Annotated in this window: 15 protein-coding genes; 11 read left to right on the top strand and 4 right to left on the bottom strand. The window is 73.9% G+C overall.

The features are described 5' to 3' along the window. Window positions 1-495 precede the first annotated feature (495 nt). The 11 genes from AC29IT_RS04370 to AC29IT_RS04320 all read left to right on the top strand — a co-directional run bounded on the left by AC29IT_RS04370 (window position 496) and on the right by AC29IT_RS04320 (window position 17,075). Complete coding sequence (locus AC29IT_RS04370; RefSeq protein WP_488217945.1) at window positions 496-4,041, top strand: sensor histidine kinase; 3,546 nt, start codon at window positions 496-498, stop codon at window positions 4,039-4,041. 168 nt (window positions 4,042-4,209) lie between these two features. Further along, entirely contained in the window at window positions 4,210-4,656 is a 447-nt protein-coding gene (locus AC29IT_RS04365) for a roadblock/LC7 domain-containing protein (protein WP_358432686.1), read from the top strand. Between the two features lie 4 nt (window positions 4,657-4,660). Further along, complete coding sequence (locus AC29IT_RS04360; protein WP_358432689.1) at window positions 4,661-5,476, top strand: DUF742 domain-containing protein; 816 nt, start codon at window positions 4,661-4,663, stop codon at window positions 5,474-5,476. After that, window positions 5,457-6,110 carry a GTP-binding protein gene (locus AC29IT_RS04355; RefSeq protein ID WP_358432691.1) on the top strand — a complete coding sequence of 218 codons (654 nt, stop codon included), beginning with the start codon at window positions 5,457-5,459 and terminating at the stop codon, window positions 6,108-6,110. The genes AC29IT_RS04360 and AC29IT_RS04355 overlap by 20 nt, the downstream gene beginning before the upstream one ends. A gap of 1,395 nt (window positions 6,111-7,505) precedes the next feature. Then, window positions 7,506-8,003, top strand: coding sequence for a hypothetical protein (locus tag AC29IT_RS04350; RefSeq protein WP_488217944.1), 498 nt, complete (start codon window positions 7,506-7,508; stop codon window positions 8,001-8,003). Then, window positions 8,000-8,248: a hypothetical protein gene (locus AC29IT_RS04345; RefSeq protein WP_358432695.1), complete on the top strand. Its 249-nt coding sequence runs from the start codon at window positions 8,000-8,002 to the stop codon at window positions 8,246-8,248. The genes AC29IT_RS04350 and AC29IT_RS04345 overlap by 4 nt, the downstream gene beginning before the upstream one ends. Before the next feature lie 404 nt (window positions 8,249-8,652). Then, a complete protein-coding gene (locus AC29IT_RS04340) occupies window positions 8,653-8,826 on the top strand; it encodes a hypothetical protein (protein ID WP_358432697.1) in 174 nt (57 codons plus the stop codon). Window positions 8,827-9,000: 174 nt separating this feature from the next. After that, window positions 9,001-10,509, top strand: coding sequence for a TIGR02677 family protein (locus AC29IT_RS04335; RefSeq protein WP_488217943.1), 1,509 nt, complete (start codon window positions 9,001-9,003; stop codon window positions 10,507-10,509). Beyond that, entirely contained in the window at window positions 10,506-11,708 is a 1,203-nt protein-coding gene (locus AC29IT_RS04330; RefSeq protein ID WP_358432701.1) for a TIGR02678 family protein, read from the top strand. The genes AC29IT_RS04335 and AC29IT_RS04330 overlap by 4 nt, the downstream gene beginning before the upstream one ends. Continuing rightward, window positions 11,705-15,868, top strand: coding sequence for a TIGR02680 family protein (locus AC29IT_RS04325; protein WP_488217942.1), 4,164 nt, complete (start codon window positions 11,705-11,707; stop codon window positions 15,866-15,868). Before AC29IT_RS04330 ends, AC29IT_RS04325 begins: the two co-directional genes overlap by 4 nt. After that, window positions 15,858-17,075, top strand: coding sequence for a TIGR02679 family protein (locus AC29IT_RS04320; RefSeq protein ID WP_488217941.1), 1,218 nt, complete (start codon window positions 15,858-15,860; stop codon window positions 17,073-17,075). Before AC29IT_RS04325 ends, AC29IT_RS04320 begins: the two co-directional genes overlap by 11 nt. Window positions 17,076-17,078: 3 nt before the next feature. Here the strand turns inward: AC29IT_RS04320 and AC29IT_RS04315 are convergent, their stop codons facing one another. The 4 genes from AC29IT_RS04315 to AC29IT_RS04300 all read right to left on the bottom strand — a co-directional run bounded on the left by AC29IT_RS04315 (window position 17,079) and on the right by AC29IT_RS04300 (window position 21,403). Further along, the gene (locus tag AC29IT_RS04315; protein WP_488217940.1) at window positions 17,079-17,969 is read right to left on the bottom strand and encodes an alpha/beta fold hydrolase; all 891 of its coding nucleotides are present in this window, start codon (window positions 17,967-17,969) and stop codon (window positions 17,079-17,081) included. Between the two features lie 65 nt (window positions 17,970-18,034). Continuing rightward, window positions 18,035-18,856: an oxidoreductase gene (locus AC29IT_RS04310; RefSeq protein WP_358446904.1), complete on the bottom strand. Its 822-nt coding sequence runs from the start codon at window positions 18,854-18,856 to the stop codon at window positions 18,035-18,037. 490 nt (window positions 18,857-19,346) lie between these two features. Further along, entirely contained in the window at window positions 19,347-20,018 is a 672-nt protein-coding gene (locus AC29IT_RS04305) for a DUF5134 domain-containing protein (RefSeq protein ID WP_488217939.1), read from the bottom strand. Between the two features lie 2 nt (window positions 20,019-20,020). Beyond that, window positions 20,021-21,403, bottom strand: coding sequence for a PepSY-associated TM helix domain-containing protein (locus AC29IT_RS04300; protein WP_488217938.1), 1,383 nt, complete (start codon window positions 21,401-21,403; stop codon window positions 20,021-20,023). Window positions 21,404-21,629 lie beyond the last annotated feature (226 nt).

The following is a 21,629-nucleotide window of genomic DNA, read 5'->3' as shown; positions in this document are numbered from 1 at the left end:
GGTTTTCCAGGCGGCCCGGCAGCGATCGGACGCGCCCGATCGTGCTTCCGCGCAGTGAAAAATTCCTCGTTCCGGTACGTGCGGAGCTGCCGCGGGAACACGTGACGTGCGGTCTTCCGCGGAGTCGATTGAGTCGAAAACGCCCTCCGCTGTTTCCTGGGGGCAGGGTTTATAGTGCAGGCACCCGAAAGCAGACCGCCTCCTCTTCCTTCGCCCCGGTTAGGTGTCCGTGTCCGGAATGCCGTCAGTCCTGGCACAGCCCGTAGCGATCGGTTCGGTAACGCTCGGTCTCGCTGGCGCCGCCGCACCGATACGGTTCTGTGCTGGAAGTTCGCCCCGCCGACTGCGAGCCTGCCCGCCGCCGGACCGCTTTCCCCCCGACAACCCAGACGACGATTGCGGGATCACACGCATGCGCCGTTCCCCGACGCCAAGTTCACTCGAACGAGATCGCCTGCCGAGCCGGGCCGCCCGGCCGATGCCGGGGTGGTGCTCGTGACGGCGCCCACCCCGCGCAAGCGGGCCCTGTTAGGCCAGTGGCGCAACTGGAGCCTCCCGGTCAAGTTCGCCGCCGTCGTGCTGGTCCCGGTCGTCTTCGCCGTCGGTCTGGGCATCTCCCAGATCCGCTGGCAGGTCGCCCAGGCCACCGAGTACGAGCGCGTCGCGCACGTGCTGGACGGCGCGCAGAAGGTCGAGCCCCTCGTCGCCGCCCTGCAGGACGAGCGCAACGCCGCGGTCCTGTCCAACAACGCCGAAGAGCTCGACCTGCGGGTCGCCGAAGTGGACGCCGCGTTCGCAGCCGTCGACGAGGAGTTCGAGCAATCGGCCGGTCCCGGCGAGATCGACTACGGCCAGATCGTCGACGACCGCCACCACGAGGTGCACGCCGCGCTCGATCAGCTCCGGTCCGCGCGCGAAGCGGTCCGCCGCGAATCGCTGTCCACCCCCGACACCATCAACGCCTACAGCGCCGCCATCACCTCGGTGCTGTCGCTGGACCGCGCGCTCACCAGCACCGTGTCCGAGCCGTCGCTGGCCGCGACCGCCTCGGCGCTGCAGGACATGCTCGCCATGATGGAAGAGGTCCGGCTGCAGCAGGCCTGGGTGCTCAGCGGGCTGTCCCAGGGCCAGCTGGCCCCGCAGTCCGGTGACGCGCTGCAGGGCTCCCGCGCCCGCCTCGTCTCCAAGATCGCCGACGCGCGCGCCACCGTCGCCCGCCACTGGCAGGAGCGGCTGGACGCCACCACCCAGGGCCCGGAGATCATCCAGCGGAACGCGATGCTCACCCAGGTCCTGATGGCCGGGATGAGCGGCGGCGAGCTCCCGGTGAGCACCGAGCAGTGGAACGGCGTCTCCGACCAGGTGGTCGAACTCATCGACGACGGCCACAACGACCTCGCCGACGAGGTCCGCGCCGGGGCGAACACGCTCCGCGAGGACGCGGGCAACGCGGCCGGGTGGGACTCGGCGCTGCTGCTGGCGGCGCTCATCATCGCCGCCGCCGTCATCACCATGATCAGCCGCCAGCTGATCGGTTCGCTGCGCCTGCTCCGGCAGGGCGCGCTCGACGCCGCCCAGCACGGGCTCCCCGACGCGGTCGCCGGCATCCGGTCCGGTGAAGAGGCGCAAGAGCTGCGGCCGCTGCCGGTGCAGACCACCGAAGAGGTCGGCCAGGTGGCCCGCGCCTTCGACCAGGTGCAGGAGCAGGCGCTGCGGCTCGCCGCCGAACAGGCCTCGCTGCGGCACGGCTACAGCGAATCGTTCGTCGGCGTCTCCCGGCGGAGCCAGGGCCTGCTGGAACGCCAGCTGCGGCTGTTCGAGCAGCTCGAGCAGGACGAAGAGGACCCGGACCAGCTGTCCCGGTTGTTCCAGCTGGACCACCTCGCGACTCGGATGCGCCGCAACAACGAGAACCTGATGGTGCTCTCCGGCAGCGACCTGGCGCGGCGGTTCGTCCGGCCCACCGAACTCGGCGACATGCTGCGCGCCGCGGTCTCCGAGATCGAGCAGTACCCGCGCGTCGTCGTGCAGCCGCCGCCCCAGGTGCGGCTGCTGGGCCACGCGGCCAGCGACCTGGTGCGGCTGATGGCCGAGCTGATGGACAACGCGGCGAACTTCTCCGCGCCGGACACCTCGGTCACCGTCTCCAGCTACCAGGCGGGCGACGGGTCGATCACCGTGGACGTGCTCGACGAGGGCATCGGCATGGGCGACCAGGAACTGGCCGCCGCGAACGAGCGGATGTCCCGGGTCGACGAGAACGACCTGGCGACCTCGCGCCGGATGGGCCTGTTCGTGGTCTCCCGGCTCGCGCTGCGCCACGGCGTCACCGTGCGGCTGCACGGCGGCCCCGATGTGGACGGTGTGCGGGCCACAGTGAACATCCCCGCGGAGCACGTGGTCGCGGGTTCGGCCGTCCCGCAGCAGACCAGCCCCGCGACCGGCGGGCAGCGCAACGGCGTGGCGCACCACGACCTGCCGACCTCCGGCACCTTCGGGACCGGGCCGCAGCCGACCGCCTCCGGCACCGAATCCGGGTCGCAGCACGACGACACCGGGTTCGTGTGGAGCGCGGGCGGCGACACCGGGTTCAGCACCGCGGACGGCGGCTTCGGCACGGCGGAGAGCGAGACCGGGTTCAGCACCGGCACCGGCTTCGCCGCCGAAACCGGGTTCGGCACCGCATCCGAGCCCGCCGGGACGAGCTTCGGCTTCGGCGGCGCGGACCCGGCCGAGACCGGGTTCAGCACCGCGGAACCGGACGCCGATCGGAACACGTTCAACACCGGCTTCCTCACGCCCGCCGAGTCGAACTCCCCGCTGCCCAAGCGGGAACCGGCGGCCGGTCTCGTCGGCCCCTCGCAGCAGGAACCGGCGGGCGAGCTCGGCAGCCTGTTCACCCCGGTGGACATCCCGGAGCAGGCCGATTCCCACGACTTCTCCGCGGACTGGACGTCCTCGGACCTGGCGTGGCCGCCCGCACCCGAGGAGACCTCGGCCGCGTCCGACGCGCAGTCGCCGATCTTCGAAGAGGTCTCCACCCAGTGGTTCCAGCCCATCACGGACGAGGACCTCGACGAGTACGCCCGCCAGCAGGAGCAGGAACGCGCGCAGGAGCAGGGCGGGCAATGGCCCGATGACGAGCAGGCGACGTCCATCATGGACACCGGTTCCTGGTCGTTCAGCGCGGATTCCGCGGCGGAGGCCGAAGCCGGCGCCGAAGCGGCGGACACCACTGGCGGGGTCACCGCCGCCGAGTCGGAGTTCGCCACGTCCGGATTCCCGGGCTCCGGTCCCGACGACTCGGGTTTCAGCCGGTCCGGCCCCAGCGACTCCGGGTTCGGCGACAACGGCCGCAGCGACTCCGGGTACGGCGACGGCGGCGTCGGCGACTCCGGGTTCGGGGAGACCGGTTTCCGCGAGTCCGGTTCCGGCGAGTCCGGCTCGACCGGGTCCGGCCTGCCGCGGCGCAACGGCAGCGGTCCCGCCGGGGCATCGGCGGTGCACGTCGACGAGGACGACCCGCTCGGCATCGGCGAGCTCGAGCAGGACGGGGCCGGCGCGACCGCGGCCGCCGCTCCGAGCACCTCGGCGGAGCGCAGCCCGCAGGAGCTGAGCCGCAGACTGGCCGACCTGCAAGGCGGCCTGCGCTTCGGGAGGAACGGCGCCATGACCTCGTCGTCGCAGGACGGTCCCGCCGAGGAGCCCGCGCAGGACGCCGCGGGCGGGAACTCCGGCTGGGCCGGCGGCGAGGCCGCCCCGGCGTCGAACGGGAACGGCGACGGCGGCTGGAGCTTCGCGACCGACGAGTCGTGGCGCCAGGCCGAAGCCGTCACGAGCATGAACCCGACGTCCTTCACCGACTCCGGTCTGCCCCGGCGCACCCCGAAGGCGCAGCTGGCCCCGGGCAGCGCGCAGGTCACGTCGAGCCGGCCGGAAGGCCAGCGGTTCGAACGCGACGCGAACGCGCTGCGCGGCAGGCTGTCCAGCTTCCAATCCGGTGTCGAGCGCGGCAGGCACCGGGCGCCGGACGAGTCGTAGGGAGGGCGCGTGCGGAACTCGAACGCTGTTCATGGCCCCCACCGGAAGAAGGAGCGCTAGCCAGGCCACTGAGGGCGCGGAACACCCGCGTCCGGTTCCACCGATTCGGCAACATGGAGTCGTTCGGACATCCCTCGGCGATTCCACGACCACAAGCCAGGAGGTTGCATGACTCCCCAGGAGACGATGTCCCGGCGGTTCGGGTGGCTGGTGACGGACTTCACCCAGCGCGTCGCCGGTGTGGCACACACGATCGTGGTGTCCGCGGACGGACTGCTGCTGACCAGTTCGGCGAACCTGCCGAGGGACCGCGCGGAACAGCTCGCCGCGGTCTCGTCCGGTCTGCTGAGCCTGACCAACGGCGCCGCGAAGTGCTTCGAGGCGGGCGAGGTCACCGAGACCATCGTGGAGATGCAGTACGGCACGCTGATCCAGATGGGCATCAGCGACGGATCCTGCCTGACCGCGCTGGCCGCACCGCAGTGCGACATGGGCCTGATCGCCTACGAGATGGCGATGCTGGTGGAGCGCGTCGGCCAGATGCTCACCCCGGAGCTGCGGCACCAGCTGCAGGGCGCGAGAAATCCGTTCTCCCGCCCGGCCGCGGTGAGGTGACGCGATGAGCGAGCCGGAGTTCGGCGAGCAGGACCGAAGACGGGACGAGCCGGACGAGAACACCTTCGCCGACGTGATGAACGGGTTCACCTTCGACAGCGGCCGCGGCAGGCGCGGCCGCCGGAAGAAGGCGGACCAGGCGGAGGGCTCGGCCGCCGATCAGGGCGCGGGAGACGCGGGTGCGCCGCAACCCCAGTCGGGGCAGCCGCACTCCCGGCGACCCACCGCTCGGCCTCCAGCGGATCCGTTCGACCGGCGCGATCCGTTCGAAACTCCGCTGGAGTGGGAAACGCAAGGCCCGACGTACCGCGAACCGGACGAGACCTGGGGAGGGACCTCGGAATCCGGTTCGGGGACGGCGGAATCGGCTCCGTGGACGGTCGGGAGACAGCCCGCGGGCCGACCGGGGGGTGGTGAACCGGTGCCCGAGCAGTCCAGGGGGGCGTTCGGCGCACCGGGGCGTGAACCGGAGCCGCAGGCCGAGGTTCCCGCCGCCATTCGCTCGTACACCTGGACCGGTGGCCGGACCAGGTCGAACTACGAGCTGCAACTGGAGACGCTCGTGTCCACGAGCGAGGCCTACCGGCCTGGCTCGGCGGGGCGGATGGAACACGAGTCGATCGCTGAAATGTGCCGGCATCCCAGGTCGGTGGCCGAAGTCGGAGCGCTGCTCTCCGTTCCGATCGGGGTGGCTAGGGTGTTGCTGGCCGACATGGCGGAACTGGGGATGGTCACCGTGCACCAGACGGTGACCGAAAGCGGTAGCGCACCACACCTGTTGTTGATGGAAAGGGTATTGAGTGGACTCCGTCGGCTATAGAGCTCCCCAAGGAGGCGCTCGGGGGCCGGTTGCTCCCCAGCGCGGTGCCACCACCTCGGCGAAGATCGTCGTCGCGGGCGGCTTCGGGGTCGGGAAGACGACGTTCGTCGGTTCCGTCTCCGAGATCGTCCCGCTGACCACCGAGGCGGTGATGACGGAGGCCAGCGCGGGCGTGGACGACCTCGCGGCCACACCGGACAAGAGAAGCACCACGGTCGCGATGGACTTCGGCCGCATCTCGCTGGATTCGGACCTGATCCTGTACCTGTTCGGCACGCCCGGGCAGCAGCGCTTCTGGTTCATGTGGGATGACCTGGTCAAGGGCGCGATCGGCGCGGTGGTGCTGGTCGACACCCGGAGGCTGGCGGATTCGTTCTCCGCAGTGGACTTCTTCGAGGACCGCGGGCTGCCCTACCTGATCGCGGTGAACTGCTTCAACGGCGAACTGCAGCACCGCATGGAGGAGATCCGGGAAGCGATGGCGATCGGACCGCACGTGCCGATCGGACCGTGCGACGCCCGGGACCAGCAGTCCACCAAGCAGGCGCTGATCGCCTTGGTGCAGCACGCGATGCGGCACTGGCAGCAGCAGGGCCAGCCGGGGCAGCAGGGCGGTCAGCAGATCGCGCGGTGAGCCCCGCGGCGGATCGGCCCGCAGGTCGAGGACCGGGTTGTCCTCGGCGATCGCGGGTGGTGGTCCGACAACTGGAGCAGTGCAGCCGAGCGCGCCGGCGGAACGGACGTCCGTTCCACGGCGCGCTCACTGCTGCGCGGGTGCGGTCGACGGCGGTTTTCCGGGGAGCGGCCCGAGTTCCGCGGGGCTCGGGTTCCGCGGGAGAGGTCGAGTTCGGCGAGCTGCGGCCAAGTCCTGGGGGCGGAGGCCCGGTTCCGCGGGGCCTTGGTTCCGCGAGCTGAGACCGGGGTCTGGGGGTGTGGTCTGGTTCCGCGGGAGGTGCCTGAGTTCCGCGAGCTGGGGCCGAGTTGTGCGAGGAGGGGGCCAGTTCGCGGGAGGGGCCGAGTTCCGGGAGCCGAGGCCAGGTCCTGCGAGCGGGGTCTGAGTTCCGCCGGAGGGGTCCGGACTCCGTCGGTGGGAGCCGAGTTCCGCCGGAGGGCCCGGGTTCCGCGGGATGGCCCGGGTTCGGCCGGAGGGCCGGGGTTCCGCGGGATGGCCCGGGTTCCGTTCTCGGGCCCGAGTTCCGCGGGGCGGGGCCGAGTTCCGGCGCCGGGGGAGTCGCGGCGGAAGCGGCGTGCTGGGGCGGCTGCGGGGATCTCAGCCGGTTTTCGGGGTGGCGGGGAACGTGGCGCGGAGCCCGGGGACCGGATCTGGGCGTGGTTCGGTCCGGCGGGGCGTCGGGCGGGAGTTCCGGAGGGGGCGACGGACGGGGCGGCGGGCGGCCCGCTCGGGGTTCGCCGGAGCGCGGGTCGGTCCAGGCCGCGCGGAGGTGCGGACCGGCACGCGGACCGCTGGGAGCTCATCCGGTGCGCACGAGCGGTGTCCGGGCCTGCGATCCGCTGTCGTGGCGCCGCGGGGTCGGGCGGATTCCCGCGCTGCGGCGGGGTTTTCCGGTGTCCGGTGCGCTGGTGCGGCAGGACTGTCCACCTTGACTAGTGGATCTTCGACGCGGTCCGGCCGGAGGTGGCGGCGCGCCACCGCCCTCGGCACGACCCGGCGGCGGGTGCCGCCGAACGGTGTGATCGCGTTTTCGCTGCCATAGCGCGACTTTTCAAGTGGTCCGACGCCGATTCGGGCTGGTTAGCGCACTTGTCGAATACCGTCCGCTGTGGACGAAAGAGCGGAAGTCGGTTCGGTTCGGGGCTTCGGATATTCACCCAATTGAAAGAGTGCGCGGATCGTTATCGTGCGGCTAGCATTCTTTTATAGCGGCCAGTGGTCGACTACTTCCACTTCTCAAGATCACCTGAAACGCACGGGCTCGGCTGTCCGACCAAGATCTTCTTGGTTGGCGGGATTCGTCGTGCCAGGTGGTTTTCCCAGTCATGCAAGGCGATCTGATGAAAGGTGGCCACTGTGGACTTCGACGCGCTCTTCCATTCGCACTTGGCGGCGATTCGAGCCAGCGTCCACGAGGGGTTCCGATTCCGGCACCTGCCGACCGGGCGCGAGGACGAGTTCGTGCTGCAGGGCTTCCGGGTGCAGAACGGCGTGATGGACACGTTCCTCGCCTATGCGGCCGACGACGCCGTCGCGGCCCGGTATCGAGTCTCCGACCTGGAACTTCCCGATCCTCCCGCGTTGTGGCGGCGGGACGGACCGGTGGACGAGGTGGTGCAGGCGTTGCTCGCGCTCCCCGCGCACGGGGCCCGCGGTTCCCCCATGTCCGGCGGATTCCCGGTGCACTTCGGCATTCCGCGCAGGCGGCGCCCGCGCGGCGGCCCGCCCGATCCGGGGATGCCGGGCGGTGCGCCGGTCGACGTGCTCTCCCGCATCCCGCAGCCCCGCTGCGGTGGCTGCGGGCCGCGACCGGGCGCCCCGCACGGATCCCGCCACCTCGGAGGTGGCCGATGAACGGGAAGAAGAGCCTGCCGATGACCTGGCACTTCGAACGAATATCCGCGCGCGAGTCCTACACGTTCCGCTGGGGCCGCGGCTCCGGGATGATCACCGTGCACCGGGGGGACGCGCGCGGTTCGCACAGCGACGACAACCTCGTCGATTGCGTGCAGGTCGGCATCGACTGGATAGACGACCAGGACGTGCGGGTGCAGGCCCGCAAATGGATCAGGGTCAACGCGGGACGTGGAGTGCGATGAATGCGCCGCTCGTCGCAATGCGCATTCCCGGCCGGGGTGCCATTCGATTAATTCCGAACCGCCGATTCCCGCCCGGAACGCGCGCCGCGCATTCGACCGGCCGGGAGCGGTGGAGTTCCCGCGGCGCACGATCCCGCCGCGACGTCCCGACCGCGCGGACGCGCCGGACGCCCGCGCGAGCGCGATCCCCGCGCCGACGGCCCGGCCGTGGTTCCCGCGGGGCGCGCGAGCCACCAGGGACGCGGTCCGCGCGGTGCCGGCTCCCGAATTTCGCGAGCCGTTACCCGCGCGACCCCGCCGGTCGGAGCGCGCGGGGTAGACCTGTGGGCGGGGCCTCCCCACCCGGCGGCCCCCCCCACGGAGCCGGAAACCCCCGCGGAACCCGGCAGAACAGGAGGTGCGCGGTGAACGTCCTGCCGCCCGCGCCCGCCGCGGAACTGCCCGCCGAGTGGTCCTGGTGCCCGGACTGCTCGGGAACGGGCCTGCCCGAACCCGACCCGGCCGGCCCGGCGCTCGACTCCGCGGAGGAGTGCTGGTCCTGCCGCGGTCTCGGCGCCGGGGCGCGGCACGTCCTGTGATGGAACCGACCCGGCCGGTGCCCGCGCGGCACCGGCCGGATTTTCCGTGCTCGGACGGGAATTCCCGGCCGCAGCCGGGAGACCGGGGCGAATCCGCACCCGGCTACCCGTTCGCCCGGAGGCCGCGGTCCACTACCGTGGAGTGGTTGGTTCCCCGCCGGGAGGAGGCCGCGAGTGGCGACGCAGCGGGTCCCGTCGGACGTGTTCCGCTTCGCGGTCGGCGCTCAGGCCGAGTCGTACTCGGCGATCTTGCGCGCGTTCGCCGACGCGGCCGAGCGGTGGGAGGGCTCGCTCGGCATCGACGACGTGCGGGAGCGGGTGCGCGCGAGCGGCGGGCTCGACGCCCTCGGTGACGGAGACCTGGCGGAACGGCTCAAGAAGCTCGCCGAGTGGGGGCTGCTCGAAGCCGTCCAGCAGCACGCGGAGGACTACCGCACCGCCGCCGAGTACGAGCGGCGGAACCTGCACTACGCGTTGACCACGGCGGGTGCGGCAGCCTGGGCGGGGCTGCGGCACGCGCAGGCCGCCTTCGACGAGACCGGCGCGCTGCAGACCGCGGTGCTCGACGGGATCGCCGACCGGCTCGCCGAGATCGCCGCGCTGCTCGCCGATCCGGGCTCGGCGGACCGGCGGCTGTTCGCCGCGGTCCGCGAACTGGAAGGGCACCTGGAATCGTTGCGCACCGGCACCGCGCGCTTCCACGCCGAACTCCGGAAGACGGTGTGCGCCGACGGCACCGGCGGTTTCGACGAGGTGCGGGCCGCGACCGTCGCGCACCTGCAGGAGTTCAGCACCGACCTCGACCGGTGCGCGCCCGCGATCTCCGCCGCGCTCGCCGAGGTCGACGCGCACGGCACCGCCGACCTGCGCCGGCGTGCGCTGCGCGGCGCCGACCTGCCGCCCACCGCGGACGATCGGCACTGGCTGGAGCAGCGGGCGGCGCACTGGCGGACGCTGCACGAGTGGTTCCGGCCGCCGGAACCGCGCATCGAACTCCTCCGCGCCACCACCCGCGAATCCGTCGTCGCGCTGCTGCGCGACCTGGAGCGGATCACCGAGCACCGCAGCGGATCGTCCAGCGCCGCAGCCGATTTCCGCGAACTGGCCCGCTGGTTCACCACCGCCGACCGGGACGAGGACCTGCACCGCCTCTGGTCCGCCGCGTTCGGCCTCGGCCCCGCGCGGCACGCGCACCTCGCGCACGAGGACCCCGAACTGGTGGCGCCCGCGACGCCGTGGGCGCAGGCCCCGCGGGTGCGGGTCTCGGCGCTGCTGCGCAGCGGCGGGCGCGTCGAGAAGTTCGGCAGCACCGGGAAGGTGCGGGACGTCGCGCAGCTCGCCGCGCTGCGCGCCGCCCGGGCCGGGCAGGAGCGCACCGAGCTGGACGCCGCCTGGCAGCGCGTCGCCACCGGCGGTGCGGTCCGGCTCTCCTCGTTCGCCGAGCTCGAACCCGGCGTGTTCGACCGGCTGCTGGACCTGCTGGGACGTGCGCTGGCGAGCCGCGCCGACGACGCGGGCGTGCGCCGCGCCTGCACCGGCGACGGGCGGGTGGAGATCGAGCTGTCCGACCCGGCCGACGGGCGCACCGCAGAACTGCGCACCTCGCGCGGAGCGCTGCGCGGCCCCGACTTCGCGGTGCACGTGCGGCTCGTCGCCGACCGCGCGGTGGAGGCGGGCGGATGAGCAACCTGGCCAACCAGCTGGTCATCGCGGAACGCGCCGACCTCGCCCGCGGCATCAGGCTGCTGCTGGGCAGCCCGCTGATCCGCGCTGCCACCGACCCGGACGCGTTCGACCTGGTGCGGCGGCGCGCCGACACCCTCGCCGGCTGGTTCGACTACCACTGCGGCTGGTCGCTGGTGGTGGAGCCGCGGCGCGGCTACGCGCGGCTCGCGAAGGTGCGCTCCGACCCGGACTCCTCCCGCCCGGCGCGGCGGGACCGCGGCAGCAGGGCACCGTTCGACCGGCGGCGCTACGCGCTGTTCTGCGTGGCCGCGGCGGAACTGCTCGCCGGTCCCGCCACCACCGTCGGGCTGCTCGCGGACCGGGTCGCGCAGGCCACCGCGGCCGATCCGGTGCTGCCCGGGTTCGATCCGGCGCTGCGCGCCGAGCGGATGGCGTTCGTGGACGTGCTGCGCGCGTTGGAGGGCTTCGGTGCGCTGGAACCGGTCGACGGCAGCACCGAGGACTTCGCGGACTCCGCCGGGGCGAAGGTGCTGTACCGGGTGGACGCGGCGCTGCTGATGCGGCTGCTGGCCGCGCCGAACGGGCCCTCGCGGTCGCCGGACGGGGACCGGCTCGCCGGGTTGCTCGCCGAACCGCGCTACGGCGGTGCGGGCGGGACCGACGTGCAGCGCGCGCTGTGGCTGCGGCATTCGGTGCTGCGCAAGCTGTTCGACGACCCGGTCGTGTACTGGGCGGACCTGACCGCGGAGCAGCGCGGGTACGCGACCTCCCGCACCGGCCGCGGAATCATCCGGAAAGCCGCCGAACAGGGCGGATTCGCGCTGGAGGAGCGCGCCGAGGGAATGCTGCTGGTCGACCCGGAATCCCTCGCCACCGACGGCAGGTTCCCCGACGACGGGGACAACGCGAAGGTCGCCGCGCTGCACCTGCTGGACTCGCTGGGCGCCTCCCGCGCGGGGCTCACCGCCGAACAGCTGCGGGAGGACGCGGAATCGGTGCTGGACCGCTCGCCCGGATCGGCCCGCACCTACCGGTACTCCGACGGCCCGGCGCGGCTGGTCGCGGATGCGGTGTCGGTGCTCGTGGACTTCGGCCTGGCCCGCCGCAGCGGGGAGCGGATCGTCGCGCTGCCCGCCGCCGCCCGCTACACCATCGTGTCCGGTTCCCCCGACTCCGCTGGAGGAAACCCGTCGTGACGGCCCTCGAACCCGCCGCGGCCCGCTGGCGCCCGTCGCGCGCCGGAATCCTCAACGTGTGGCGCTACTACGACGAGGTCTTCGAATTCCACAACGGACGGTTGCTGCTGCGCGGCCCGAACGGGACCGGGAAGTCGAAGGCGCTGGAGCTGCTGCTGCCGTTCCTGTTCGACGCCGACCTGCGGGCGAACCGGCTGTCCACGTTCGGCAGCGCGGAACGCACCATGCACTGGAACCTGATGGGAGCGGGCGCGTCCGGGGTCACCCGCGTCGGCTACGCGTGGCTGGAATTCCGCTGCGGCGACGGGTGGTTCACCTGCGGCGCCCGGTTGCAGGCCAGCAGGCACACCGCCGAGGTGCGCGCGGACTTCTTCACCACCTCCCGGCGCGTCGGTACGGACCTGCGGCTGGTCAACGGCAACGGGCAGCCCCTGACGAGGACCGCGCTGGAGGAGGCGCTCGGCGAGCGCGGCACCGTGCACGACACCCCCGCCGCGCACCGGGACGCGGTGCGCGCGGCGCTGTTCCCGGAGCTCAGCGAACCGCGCTACGAAGCCCTCATCACCGCGCTGCTGCAGCTGCGCACGCCGAAGCTGTCCGAACGGCTGGACCCGAACCTGCTGTCCACCCTGCTGTCCCGGGCGCTGCCGCCGCTGGGCGCCGCCGAGATCTCCGAGCTGGCCGAGGGTTTCGAACGCCTCGACCGGCGCCGCGAACAGCTGGCGCGGCTCGACGAGCAGGTGCGGGCCGCGGAGACCGTCGCCGACCGGCAGCGCGGCTACGCGCAGCGGGTGCTGCGGGCCGCCGCCACCGACCTGCTCGCGGCGAACGCCGAACTGGACCGGGCCGCCGACACCGCGGCCGACGGCGCGCGCCGCCACGAGCAGGCCGCCGCCGAACGGGACGAGATCCTGGCACAGCGCGGTGAACTGGACCGGGAGGCCGCCCGCGCCCGGGCCCGCATCGCCGGGCTCGCCGAAGGCCACCACGAAGCCGCCGAGCTCGACCGGCTGCGCGCCGAGACCGCCGCCGCCGAGCGCACCGCCGCCGCGGTGCGCGACCGGGCCGACCGGCGCACCGCCGAAGCCGACGCGGACGAGGAACGCGGCGCCGCCGCCGAATCCCGCGCCGCCGCGGCCGCCGAGCGGGCCGTGCGCGCCGAGCGGGACGCGCGCAGGCACGCCGAACCGGTCGGCCTCGCCGGGGCGTTCCACGAGGCCGCGGGCACCGCGGACCGGCGGCGGGCCCGGCTTCTGCTGCGCGCCGCCGCGCGCAGCGAGCACGACCGCATCGCGGAGGTCCGCGCCGCCGTCGATCGGCACGACCGGGCCGTGGCGGCCCGCACCGCCGCCGAGCAGGACCTGGAGGAGGCGCGGGCCGAGCAGTCCGCCGCCGCCGAGCGCAGCGCCGCCGCGACCCGGGCGCACGCCGAACTGCTGGACGTGCAGGCGCGGCGGGTGCGGGACTGGGCGGCGGGCCTGGCGGAACTGCCGGTCGCCGACCTCGACGCCGCCGCGCACGCCGACACCCGCGCCGACCTGCTGGAACGGCTGCACCCCGACTACCTGGCCGCCGCGGCCGAGCTGGTGCGCGCGCACACCGCCGCCACCGCGCGCCGGGACGAGCGGCGGGACCGGCTCGCCGAGCTCACCCGGCAGCGCGACGCCGCGGAGCTGTTGACCGAGGCGACCGAGGCGGCCGAAACGACCGAGGCGGCCGAACACCCCGGTGCGCCGCTGTGGCGGTTGGTGGCGTTCCGCAGCGGCAGCACCCCCGGCGTGCAGGCGAAGGTGGAGGCCGCGCTGCACGCCGCCGGTCTGCTCGACGCGTGGGTGAGCCCGGACGGCGCGCTGGACGGCGCAGGCACCCGGCTCGACCCGGACCGGTTGCGCCCGGTGGACGGCACCTCCTTGGTGGAGGTGCTGCGGCCCGAATCGGGCGCGCCGGTGCACCGGGACCGGATCTGGGCCGTGCTGCACGGGATCGGCTACGGCGCGGCGCACGTGGACCCGGCGCACGTGGACCCGGCCGACGACCCGGCGAGCGCGGGCAGGCACCGCAGCGCGGACGGCGTCCCCGCAGCGGCGATCGCCCCGGACGGCCGGTGGCGCCTCGCCGGGCTCACCGGAGACGGCGTGGAACCCGAGGTCGCGCGGATCGGCAGCACCGCCCGCGACCGGGACCGCAGGCGCCGCGACGCCGAACTCGGCGAGCGGATCGAGAAGGTCACCGCGGAGCTCGCCGAACTCGACACCGCCGCCGATGCGCTGCGCGCCCGCCGGGACGCGCTGCGCGCCGAATGGGACACCGCGCCCGACGACCTCGCGGTGCGGGAAGCCCGGCGGGCCGCCGAGGTCGCCGAAGCCGAGGCCGCCGCCCGCGACGGGATCGTGCACCACCGCGCCCAGCAGGTCGCCGCGGCCGCGGATGCGGCGCGGCGAGCGGGGGACCGGTGCGCCGAGCTCGCCGCCCAACTCGGGCGGCCCGCCGACCGGGCCGCGCTGGACGAGTTGGACCGCCGGATGGCGGGCTGCACCGATGCCGCCGCCGACTGGTTCGACGCCCGGTTCGAAGCGGACGCCGAACGCCGCGCCGCCGACGCCGCCGCCGACACCGCGCGGCGCTCCCGGGACGTCGCCGCCGAACGCCGCGCCGAAGCGGACGAGGCCGGGCTGACCGCGCTGCGGTGCGCCGAGCGCGCCGAGGCCGTGCGCGCCACCCTCGGCACCGGGCACGGGCAGGTGCTGGACGAACTCGCCGAGCTGCGCACCGCGCTGCACGACGTGGAACAGCGGCGGGAGCGGCTGACCGACCGGCTCGTGGATCTCGCCGGACGCCTCGGCGCGCTGGAGCACCGGCGCACCGCGGACGGCGCCCGGCACGAGGCCGCCCGCACCGCCCGGGACGCCGCCGCGCACCGGCTGCGGACGCACGCCCACGCCGGATTCGCGCTGGACGCCGGGATGTCGCGGGACACGGGGATCGGGCAGGCCGCCGGGGTCGGGCAGGACACGGGGATCGGGCAGGACACGGGGATCGGGCAGGACACCGGAATCGGACCGGCCGCCGGATTCGCGCAGCCCGCCGGGATCGCTCCTGACGCCGGGACCGGACCGTCCACTTCGGACGACATCGGCGCGGTGCTCGCCACGGCCCGCGAGATCAGCACCGCGTGGGACGAGCTCCCGCACGGCCCGAAGGACCGCGCCGACGCGCTCGGCAGGCTCGCCGAAGCCGTGCACGGCGGCCGCCACGTGCTCGCCGAACGCGCCGACCTGCGGCTCGAACCCGGCGCGGACGCGCAGCTGTTCGCCGCCACCCTCGACGGTGTCCGCGTCGGCGCCACCGGCCTGCGCGACGCGCTCCGCGCCGAACGCGACGAGCTGCGCAGCGGCATCACCACCGCCGAGCGGGACCTGTTCGACCAGACCCTCACCGGCGACACCCGCAGGCACCTCGCCGCCCGCATCCGCCAGGCCGGCGAACTCGTCGACACCATGAACTCCCGGCTCAAACGGGTCCGCACCGCGTCGAAGGTCGCCGTGCGGCTGGTGTGGGAAGTGGACCCGAACCTGCCGCCGGGCACCGGAGCCGCGCGGGAACTGCTGCTCACCGATCCGGACCGGCTCGGCGATGCCGACAAGGACGTGCTGCACGCCTTCTTCCGGAACCGCGTCGACGAAGCCAAGCGCCACGGCACCGCCGCCGGGTGGGAAGGCCAGCTCGCGCAGGTCTTCGACTACACGTCCTGGCACCGCTTCGGCGTGCAGATCGACCGGGCGGACGGGGAGGGCTGGCAGCTGCTCACCAAGCGGCTGCACGGCGCGCTCTCCGGCGGGGAGAAGGCCATCGCGCTGCACCTGCCCCTGTTCGCCGCCGTCGCCGCGCACTACCAGGCCGTGCCCGCCGCGCCCCGGTTCATCCTGCTCGACGAGGTGTTCGTCGGCGTCGACGCCACCAACCGCGGGCAGGTGTTCGACCTGCTCACCGCGCTGGACCTGGACCTGGTGCTGACCAGCGACCACGAGTGGTGCACCTACCGGGAGCTCGACGGCATCGCGATCCACCAGCTCATCACCGGCGACGGCGACGACGCGGTCACCACCGCCCGGTTCGTGTGGGACGGGCGGGCGCTGGTGGAGGAGCGCGGTGCTCCCTGACGGTCTGCGGCGAGCCGAGTTCGCACCCCTCTGGCAGGCGGTGCACGACCGGCTTTCCTCGGGTCGGGCGGTCGACCGGGTCCGCGTGGGCCCGCTGGGCCCGCGGCAGCGGGAAGCGCTCGCGGGACTGCTCGGCGCGGACCGGCTGCCCGCCGACCACGTCACCGTGTCCGTGGCGCGGCTGGACGCGGTGCTCGAACCGCACTGCGGGATGCGCTGCCGGGACATCGTCGAAGAGCTGATCGGACCCGTGCAGGACCGGGCGTCGCAGCGGGAACGCGCGCAGCGGCAGCGCGCCGCCCTGTGGGACTGGCTCGCCGGGCACCCGGTGGTGCGCGCCCAGCCCGCGCTGGCCGGGTGGGCCGAGCAGGTGCGCCGCGGCGGCCTGCTCGGCGGATCTCCCGCCGCCACGGGCGAACTCCTCGACGCGGCGCTGCACGTGCTGCACGCGCTGCCCGCCCCGGGCACGCCGCTGCCCGCGTTCGCCGAGGCGGTGCTCGGCGATCCGCGGGCCCTCGACCCGGGCGGCTCGCTGTCCGGGCTCGTGCTGCGCGCGCTCGCCGAGGTCTACGGCGTCCCGCTGCCCGCGAGCGACGGGCAGCGCCGCGAACTGTGGCGCTGCGCGGGAATCGGGGAACAGGAACTGTCCACTGTGGTTCTCAGCGCCGGGGTGCAGCCCGTCGGCGGACGGCTCTGCGGCGAGATCATGCGCTCCTGCACCGATTCCGGGCACGCCGCCGCGATCACCCTCGGCCAGCTGCGCGACGCCGGACGGATCTCGCTCGGCGTGCCCGACGTGTGGGTCGTGCAGAAACCCGCGGTGCTGGACCGCGCGCTGCGCCGGTTCGGCCGCACCTGCCCGCCACTGGTGTGCACCTCCGGCTGGCCCAACGGTGCCGCGATGCTGCTGCTGCGCACCCTCGGCGCGACCGGGGCGCGGCTGCACCACCACGGCGACTTCGACGGCGACGGACTCCGCATCGCCGCGTACGTGCAGGCCAAGGCCGGGGCCGTGCCGTGGCGGATGAGCACCGCCGACTACCTCGCCGCGCTGGACCGACATCCGGCCGGGCCCGACGCCGGGCGGATCACCGCGGCGCCCTGGGACGCGGCGCTCGCCCCCGCGCTGCGGGAGAACCGGGTCGCCGTGCCGGAAGAGCGGGTCGCCGACCGCCTCCTCGACGAAGCGGCGTGGCGGACGCCCTGAGGCTCAGCCGCTGATGAACTCGTCCAGGGCCGCGGCCGTCCGCTCCGGAGCCTCCTCCGGGACGTAGTGGTCGGTGGGCAGCGGCAGCGCGCGCACGTCGGAGGCGTACTCCCGCCACACCGCGGGCACGTCGTAGTGGCGTCCCACGAAACCGTGCTCGCCCCACATCGCCAGCAGCGGCACCTCGATCCGGTTGCCGCGCCGCGCGTCCTCCTCGTCGTGCTCCAGGTCCACGGTGGCCGCCGCCCGGTAGTCCTCGCAGGACGCGTGGATCGCCGCCGGATCCGCGAAGCAGCGCACGTACTCGTCGACCGCGGCCGGGTCGAACGCCGCCCCGCCGCTGTGCCGCGAGTTCATCCTGGTACGGACCCAGAAGTCCGGATCGCCGCCGATGAGGTGCTCGGGGACGCCGCCGCCCGCGGTGAGGAAGAACCAGTGGAAGTAGCCCTCCGCGAACGCCTTGTCCACGTGCCGGAAGGCGTGCCGCGTCGGCACGATGTCGAGCACGGCGAGCGCCCGCACCGCCGCCGGGTGGTCCAGCGCCAGCCGGTGCGCGACCCGCCCGCCGCGGTCGTGCCCGGCGACGGCGAACCGGTCGAAACCGAGCTCCCGCATCACCCGCACCTGGTCGGCGGCCATCGCCCGCTTCGCGTACGCCTCGTGCCCCGGGCCGCCCGCGGGTTTGCCGCTGTCCCCGTAGCCGCGCAGGTCGGTGAGCACGACCGTGTGCCGCGCGGCCAGCAGCGGCGCGACCCGGTGCCAGATGAGGTGGGTCTGCGGGTAGCCGTGCAGCAGCAGCACCGGCGGGCCGTCCCCCGCGACGACGGTGTTGATGCGGACGTCTCCCGCCTGCACCGCGGTGCGGCGGAACGAGTCGGGCAGCGGAACGACCACGCGAATCCTCCGAGTCCGGCCGGTGTCCCACCGGTCGGCGGGGCACCGGCCGACGCTACGCCGGATCAGGAGGGGAATGCGGTGGCGGCGGAGGCCTCCTCCCACCGCCGCACGTCGCCGAGGAGGCGTTCCACGTTGGTGCGGGTCCGGCCGACGGCGTCGGCACCGAGCACCAGGTGCATCGGCGGCTCCGGGGCGGCGACGGCATCGAGGATCACCTCGGCCGCGCGCGCCGGGTCCCCCGCCTGCGCTCCGTCCGTGCCCTGCATCGCGGTGACCGCGGCGCGGGTGTCGGCGTAGTCGTCGAGCGCGGTGGCGGTGCCGCGCCGGGAGCGCTCGGTGAGGAAGTCGGTGCGGAACTGGCCGGGCTCGACGACGGTCACGCGGACGCCGAGCGGCGCCACCTCCTTCGCGAGCGCCTCGGACGTCGCGCCGAGCGCGGCCTTCGCGCCCGCGTACAGCCCCGAACCGGCGCCCGGGGCGAGACCGGCGATGGACGAGACGTTGACGAGGTGCCCGGACCGCTGCGCGCGCAGCACCGGCAGCGCAGCCTGCATCACGCGGAGCGCGCCGAAGAAGTTCACCTCGAACACGTGCCGCGCCTCGTCCGCCGAGGCCTCCTCGACGGCGCCGAGCAGCCCGTAGCCCGCGTTGTTCACGACGACGTCCAGGTGCCCGGTGATGCGGTGCGCGGCGGCGACGGCGGTCGCGGCCTGCTCCGGGTCGGTGACGTCGAGCGGCACGGTGTGCAGCCGGCCGTCCGCCGCGTCGAGATCGGAGTCGCCGGTGCGGGTGGTGCCGACGACGGTGTGGCCGTGGCGCAGCGCGGCTTCGGCCAGTTCCCGGCCGAGGCCGCGGGAGATTCCGGTGATGAACCAGACGGACACGGGGTCCCCCTCGCAGTTGGTGATCCACAGTGGACGGCCCGGTGCCGGGCCGATGAACCCACGCTAAGCACCGAGGACTCCCCGAGGGAGGCCGCGCGACTGCTACCCACTCCGCGACGGACGACGGGAACCGCGCCGCCGGTGCCTTCCCCGTCAGCGGCGGAGTCGCTGAGCTGACGCCACCCACGCCACCGGCACCGCAGCGGGTTCGCAGCGTTCTCAGCGGTCCCCTCGCGAGGACAGCGATTTCTCCTGTGGCGGAGCGGTGAAATCGATCCCGCACCGAGAAGACCGCTGACTGCCTGTCGCTGAACCTGCCCGACGGCTCTTGTCGGTTTCCTGCCAGCGGCGACGCCGCTGAGCCGACGACCACCCGAGACACCGGCACCGCCGCTGAGGTTCCGCCACCCGAGCACTACGCGGCAGCAGCAGCGAGAACAGGCAGTGCGGTTCCGCCACCCCACCCCCTCGGCGATCCGAGCCGACGGTTTCAGAGCATCGCCAGGAGCATGGCTCCCATGCCGATGCTCATCGCGCCGTGGCAGGCCGCGTCCCAGGCCAGCCGGGTCGCGTGCGGGTCGGGCGGGGTTCCGGTGGAGTCGGCGGTGTTCAGGTTGTGCCGCGCCGCGTCCACCGCCGTCGAGATCCACGCCACCGAGGACAGCACCAGGAACGCGCCCAGCACCGCCGACACCAGCACCACCGGTGCCGGGGGCGCCGCGGCGGCCGCGGGCGCGGCCAGCACCCCGGACGCGGGAGCCCCCGCCGCGTGATGGTGCCCGCCGCCCCCGGAATCGTGCGCGCCCAGCATGAGCAGCGGCATCGCCGCCACCATCCACACCATCGCCGCCGACATCACCGCGTGGTGCCCGTGCGCCAGCCGCGGCGAGCCGTACCCGTGCGCGCACGGGACCCGCAGCACCGCGAGCGCCGCGAACCACACCGCGGTCGCCGCGAACAGCACCAGCTGCGGGGTGGCCGGCACCCCCATGCCCCACGGCCACACCATCGCGATCATCAGCAGGCTCATCGCCAAGTGGCTCGCCGAACTCAGCCGATCGCTCGGCCGCAGGCCCGGCCGGGTGGCGCTGATCGCGCACCACACCGCCGTCACCGCGAACACCACCGTCAGGACCCAGCTCAGCAGCAGCGATTCGACCACGATCAGACTCCCGGGCTCCGCCGGGCGCGCGCGCCCAGCACCATGTCGACGACGAGGAACAGCAGCAGCGAAGCGCCCAGCAGCGGCAGCGCGTACGCGACGAACGCGGCCACCACGATGATCGGCGCCATGATCCGCCCGGGGACGCGCCGCCACGCCCCGCGCTCCGGCACCCGGCCGACCCGGCCGCCGCCGCGGGTGGGCCTGCGCAGCCACCACATCCGGTAGCCCCAGAAGATCATCGAGAGCAGGCCGAGCATCAGCGCCGCCAGCACCAGCTGGTTCGCCAGCCCGAACAGCAGCCCCATGTGCGCGTCGATGCCCCAGCGGGACAGCTTCGCCATCAGCGGGTAGTCGGCGAACCGGATCGTCTCGGTGATCGATCCGGTCGACGGGTCCACCGCCACCTGGTCCTGCTTCGTCGGCCAGCTGCGCTGCACCTGCTGCACGGTGTAGGCGGAACCCGGGTCGGCGGGCGCCGTGATCTCCACCGGCCCGTCCAGGCCTGCCTCCAGAGCCGCGACGTGCACCCGATCGATGCCCACGTCCCGCGCGGCGTGCGACGGCAGCGCGGTCGACACCGCCGGGGTCTCCCAGGACAGCTGCTCGCGCACCGCGGTCACGTTTTCGCCCGCGTGCACCGACCAGGTCAGGCCGGTCGCGGACAGGAACAGCAGCCCGAGCGCCGCCCACAACCCGACCGCCCCGTGCCAGGACAGCACTCGCCTGCGCCCGGCCGGGCGGAACTCCGGCGCCAGCAGCAGCCGGGCGCGCCGTTCGCGGCGGGTGCGGCCGATCCACAGCGCCACCCCGCCCAGCACCACCAGCCACAACCAGCTCGCCGCCAGCTCGCTGTAGAGCCGGCCCGCATCGCCCAGGTGCAGGCCCCGGTGCAGGTTGTCGATCCATGCGCGCAGCGGCAGCGCCTGGCCCGAACCGTAGGTGACCAGGTCGCCGCGCACCTCCAGCGTGTGCGGGTCGACGAAGACGGTGCGCACGTAGCTCTCCGGGAGGTCCGGCGCCGCGAAGATCACTTGGGTGGTGTCGGTGCCGGTCGCGCCCGGGCGCACCGCCTGCACCCGCTCGCTCGGGCGCACGCCGCGGGCCGTCGCGACCTGCTCCGACAGCGGGTGCACCGCCGACGCGGCGGGCACGTGCAGCTCCCGGGCGTAGACGGCCTCCTCCAGCTGCGGTGTGAACACGTACACCAGGCCGGTCAGCGCGGCCACCACCAGGAACGGTGCGATGAACACACCCGCGTAGAAGTGCAGGCGCAGCACCAGCGGCCGCAGCACCGCCCACGCGGGCGGGTCCGCCGGCCGCGCCGCCTCCGCACCGGGTGATTCCGGCGCCTGCTGCTCCGCGAGACCTGGATCCGTGGCCATCGCCGCTCCTGTCCTCAGCCGCTTCGGTCGATCCACTAGTCGCCTGATCATCGTGCTCGGTTCCCGCTGTGACATCCCCCTCCACGATGTGGGAGCGGACGGAGGTGCCCGCTGCCCCGTTCGCCGAACCCGACGGGCGCGGGTGAGCGGACCGTTGGTCCAGTGGGATTGGGCGAGGGGTCCGTTCACTCGGGTTCGGGGTGGGTGAGCGGACCGTTGGTCCAGC

The sequence above is a fragment of the Saccharopolyspora sp. MMCC62 genome, from assembly GCF_057736575.1.
The sequence above is the reverse complement of the archived record's forward strand: the minus strand, read 5'-3'. Positions and strand labels throughout refer to the sequence as shown.

Excerpts from the sequence above, each read along its gene's own strand:
- AC29IT_RS04365 (WP_358432686.1), top strand. The coding sequence starts at position 4,210 with ATGACTCCCCAGGAGACGATGTCCCGGCGGTTCGGGTGGCTGGTGACG.
- AC29IT_RS04360 (WP_358432689.1), top strand. The coding sequence starts at position 4,661 with ATGAGCGAGCCGGAGTTCGGCGAGCAGGACCGAAGACGGGACGAGCCG.
- AC29IT_RS04345 (WP_358432695.1), top strand. The coding sequence starts at position 8,000 with ATGAACGGGAAGAAGAGCCTGCCGATGACCTGGCACTTCGAACGAATA.
- AC29IT_RS04330 (WP_358432701.1), top strand. The coding sequence starts at position 10,506 with ATGAGCAACCTGGCCAACCAGCTGGTCATCGCGGAACGCGCCGACCTC.
- AC29IT_RS04300 (WP_488217938.1), bottom strand. The coding sequence starts at position 21,403 with ATGGCCACGGATCCAGGTCTCGCGGAGCAGCAGGCGCCGGAATCACCC.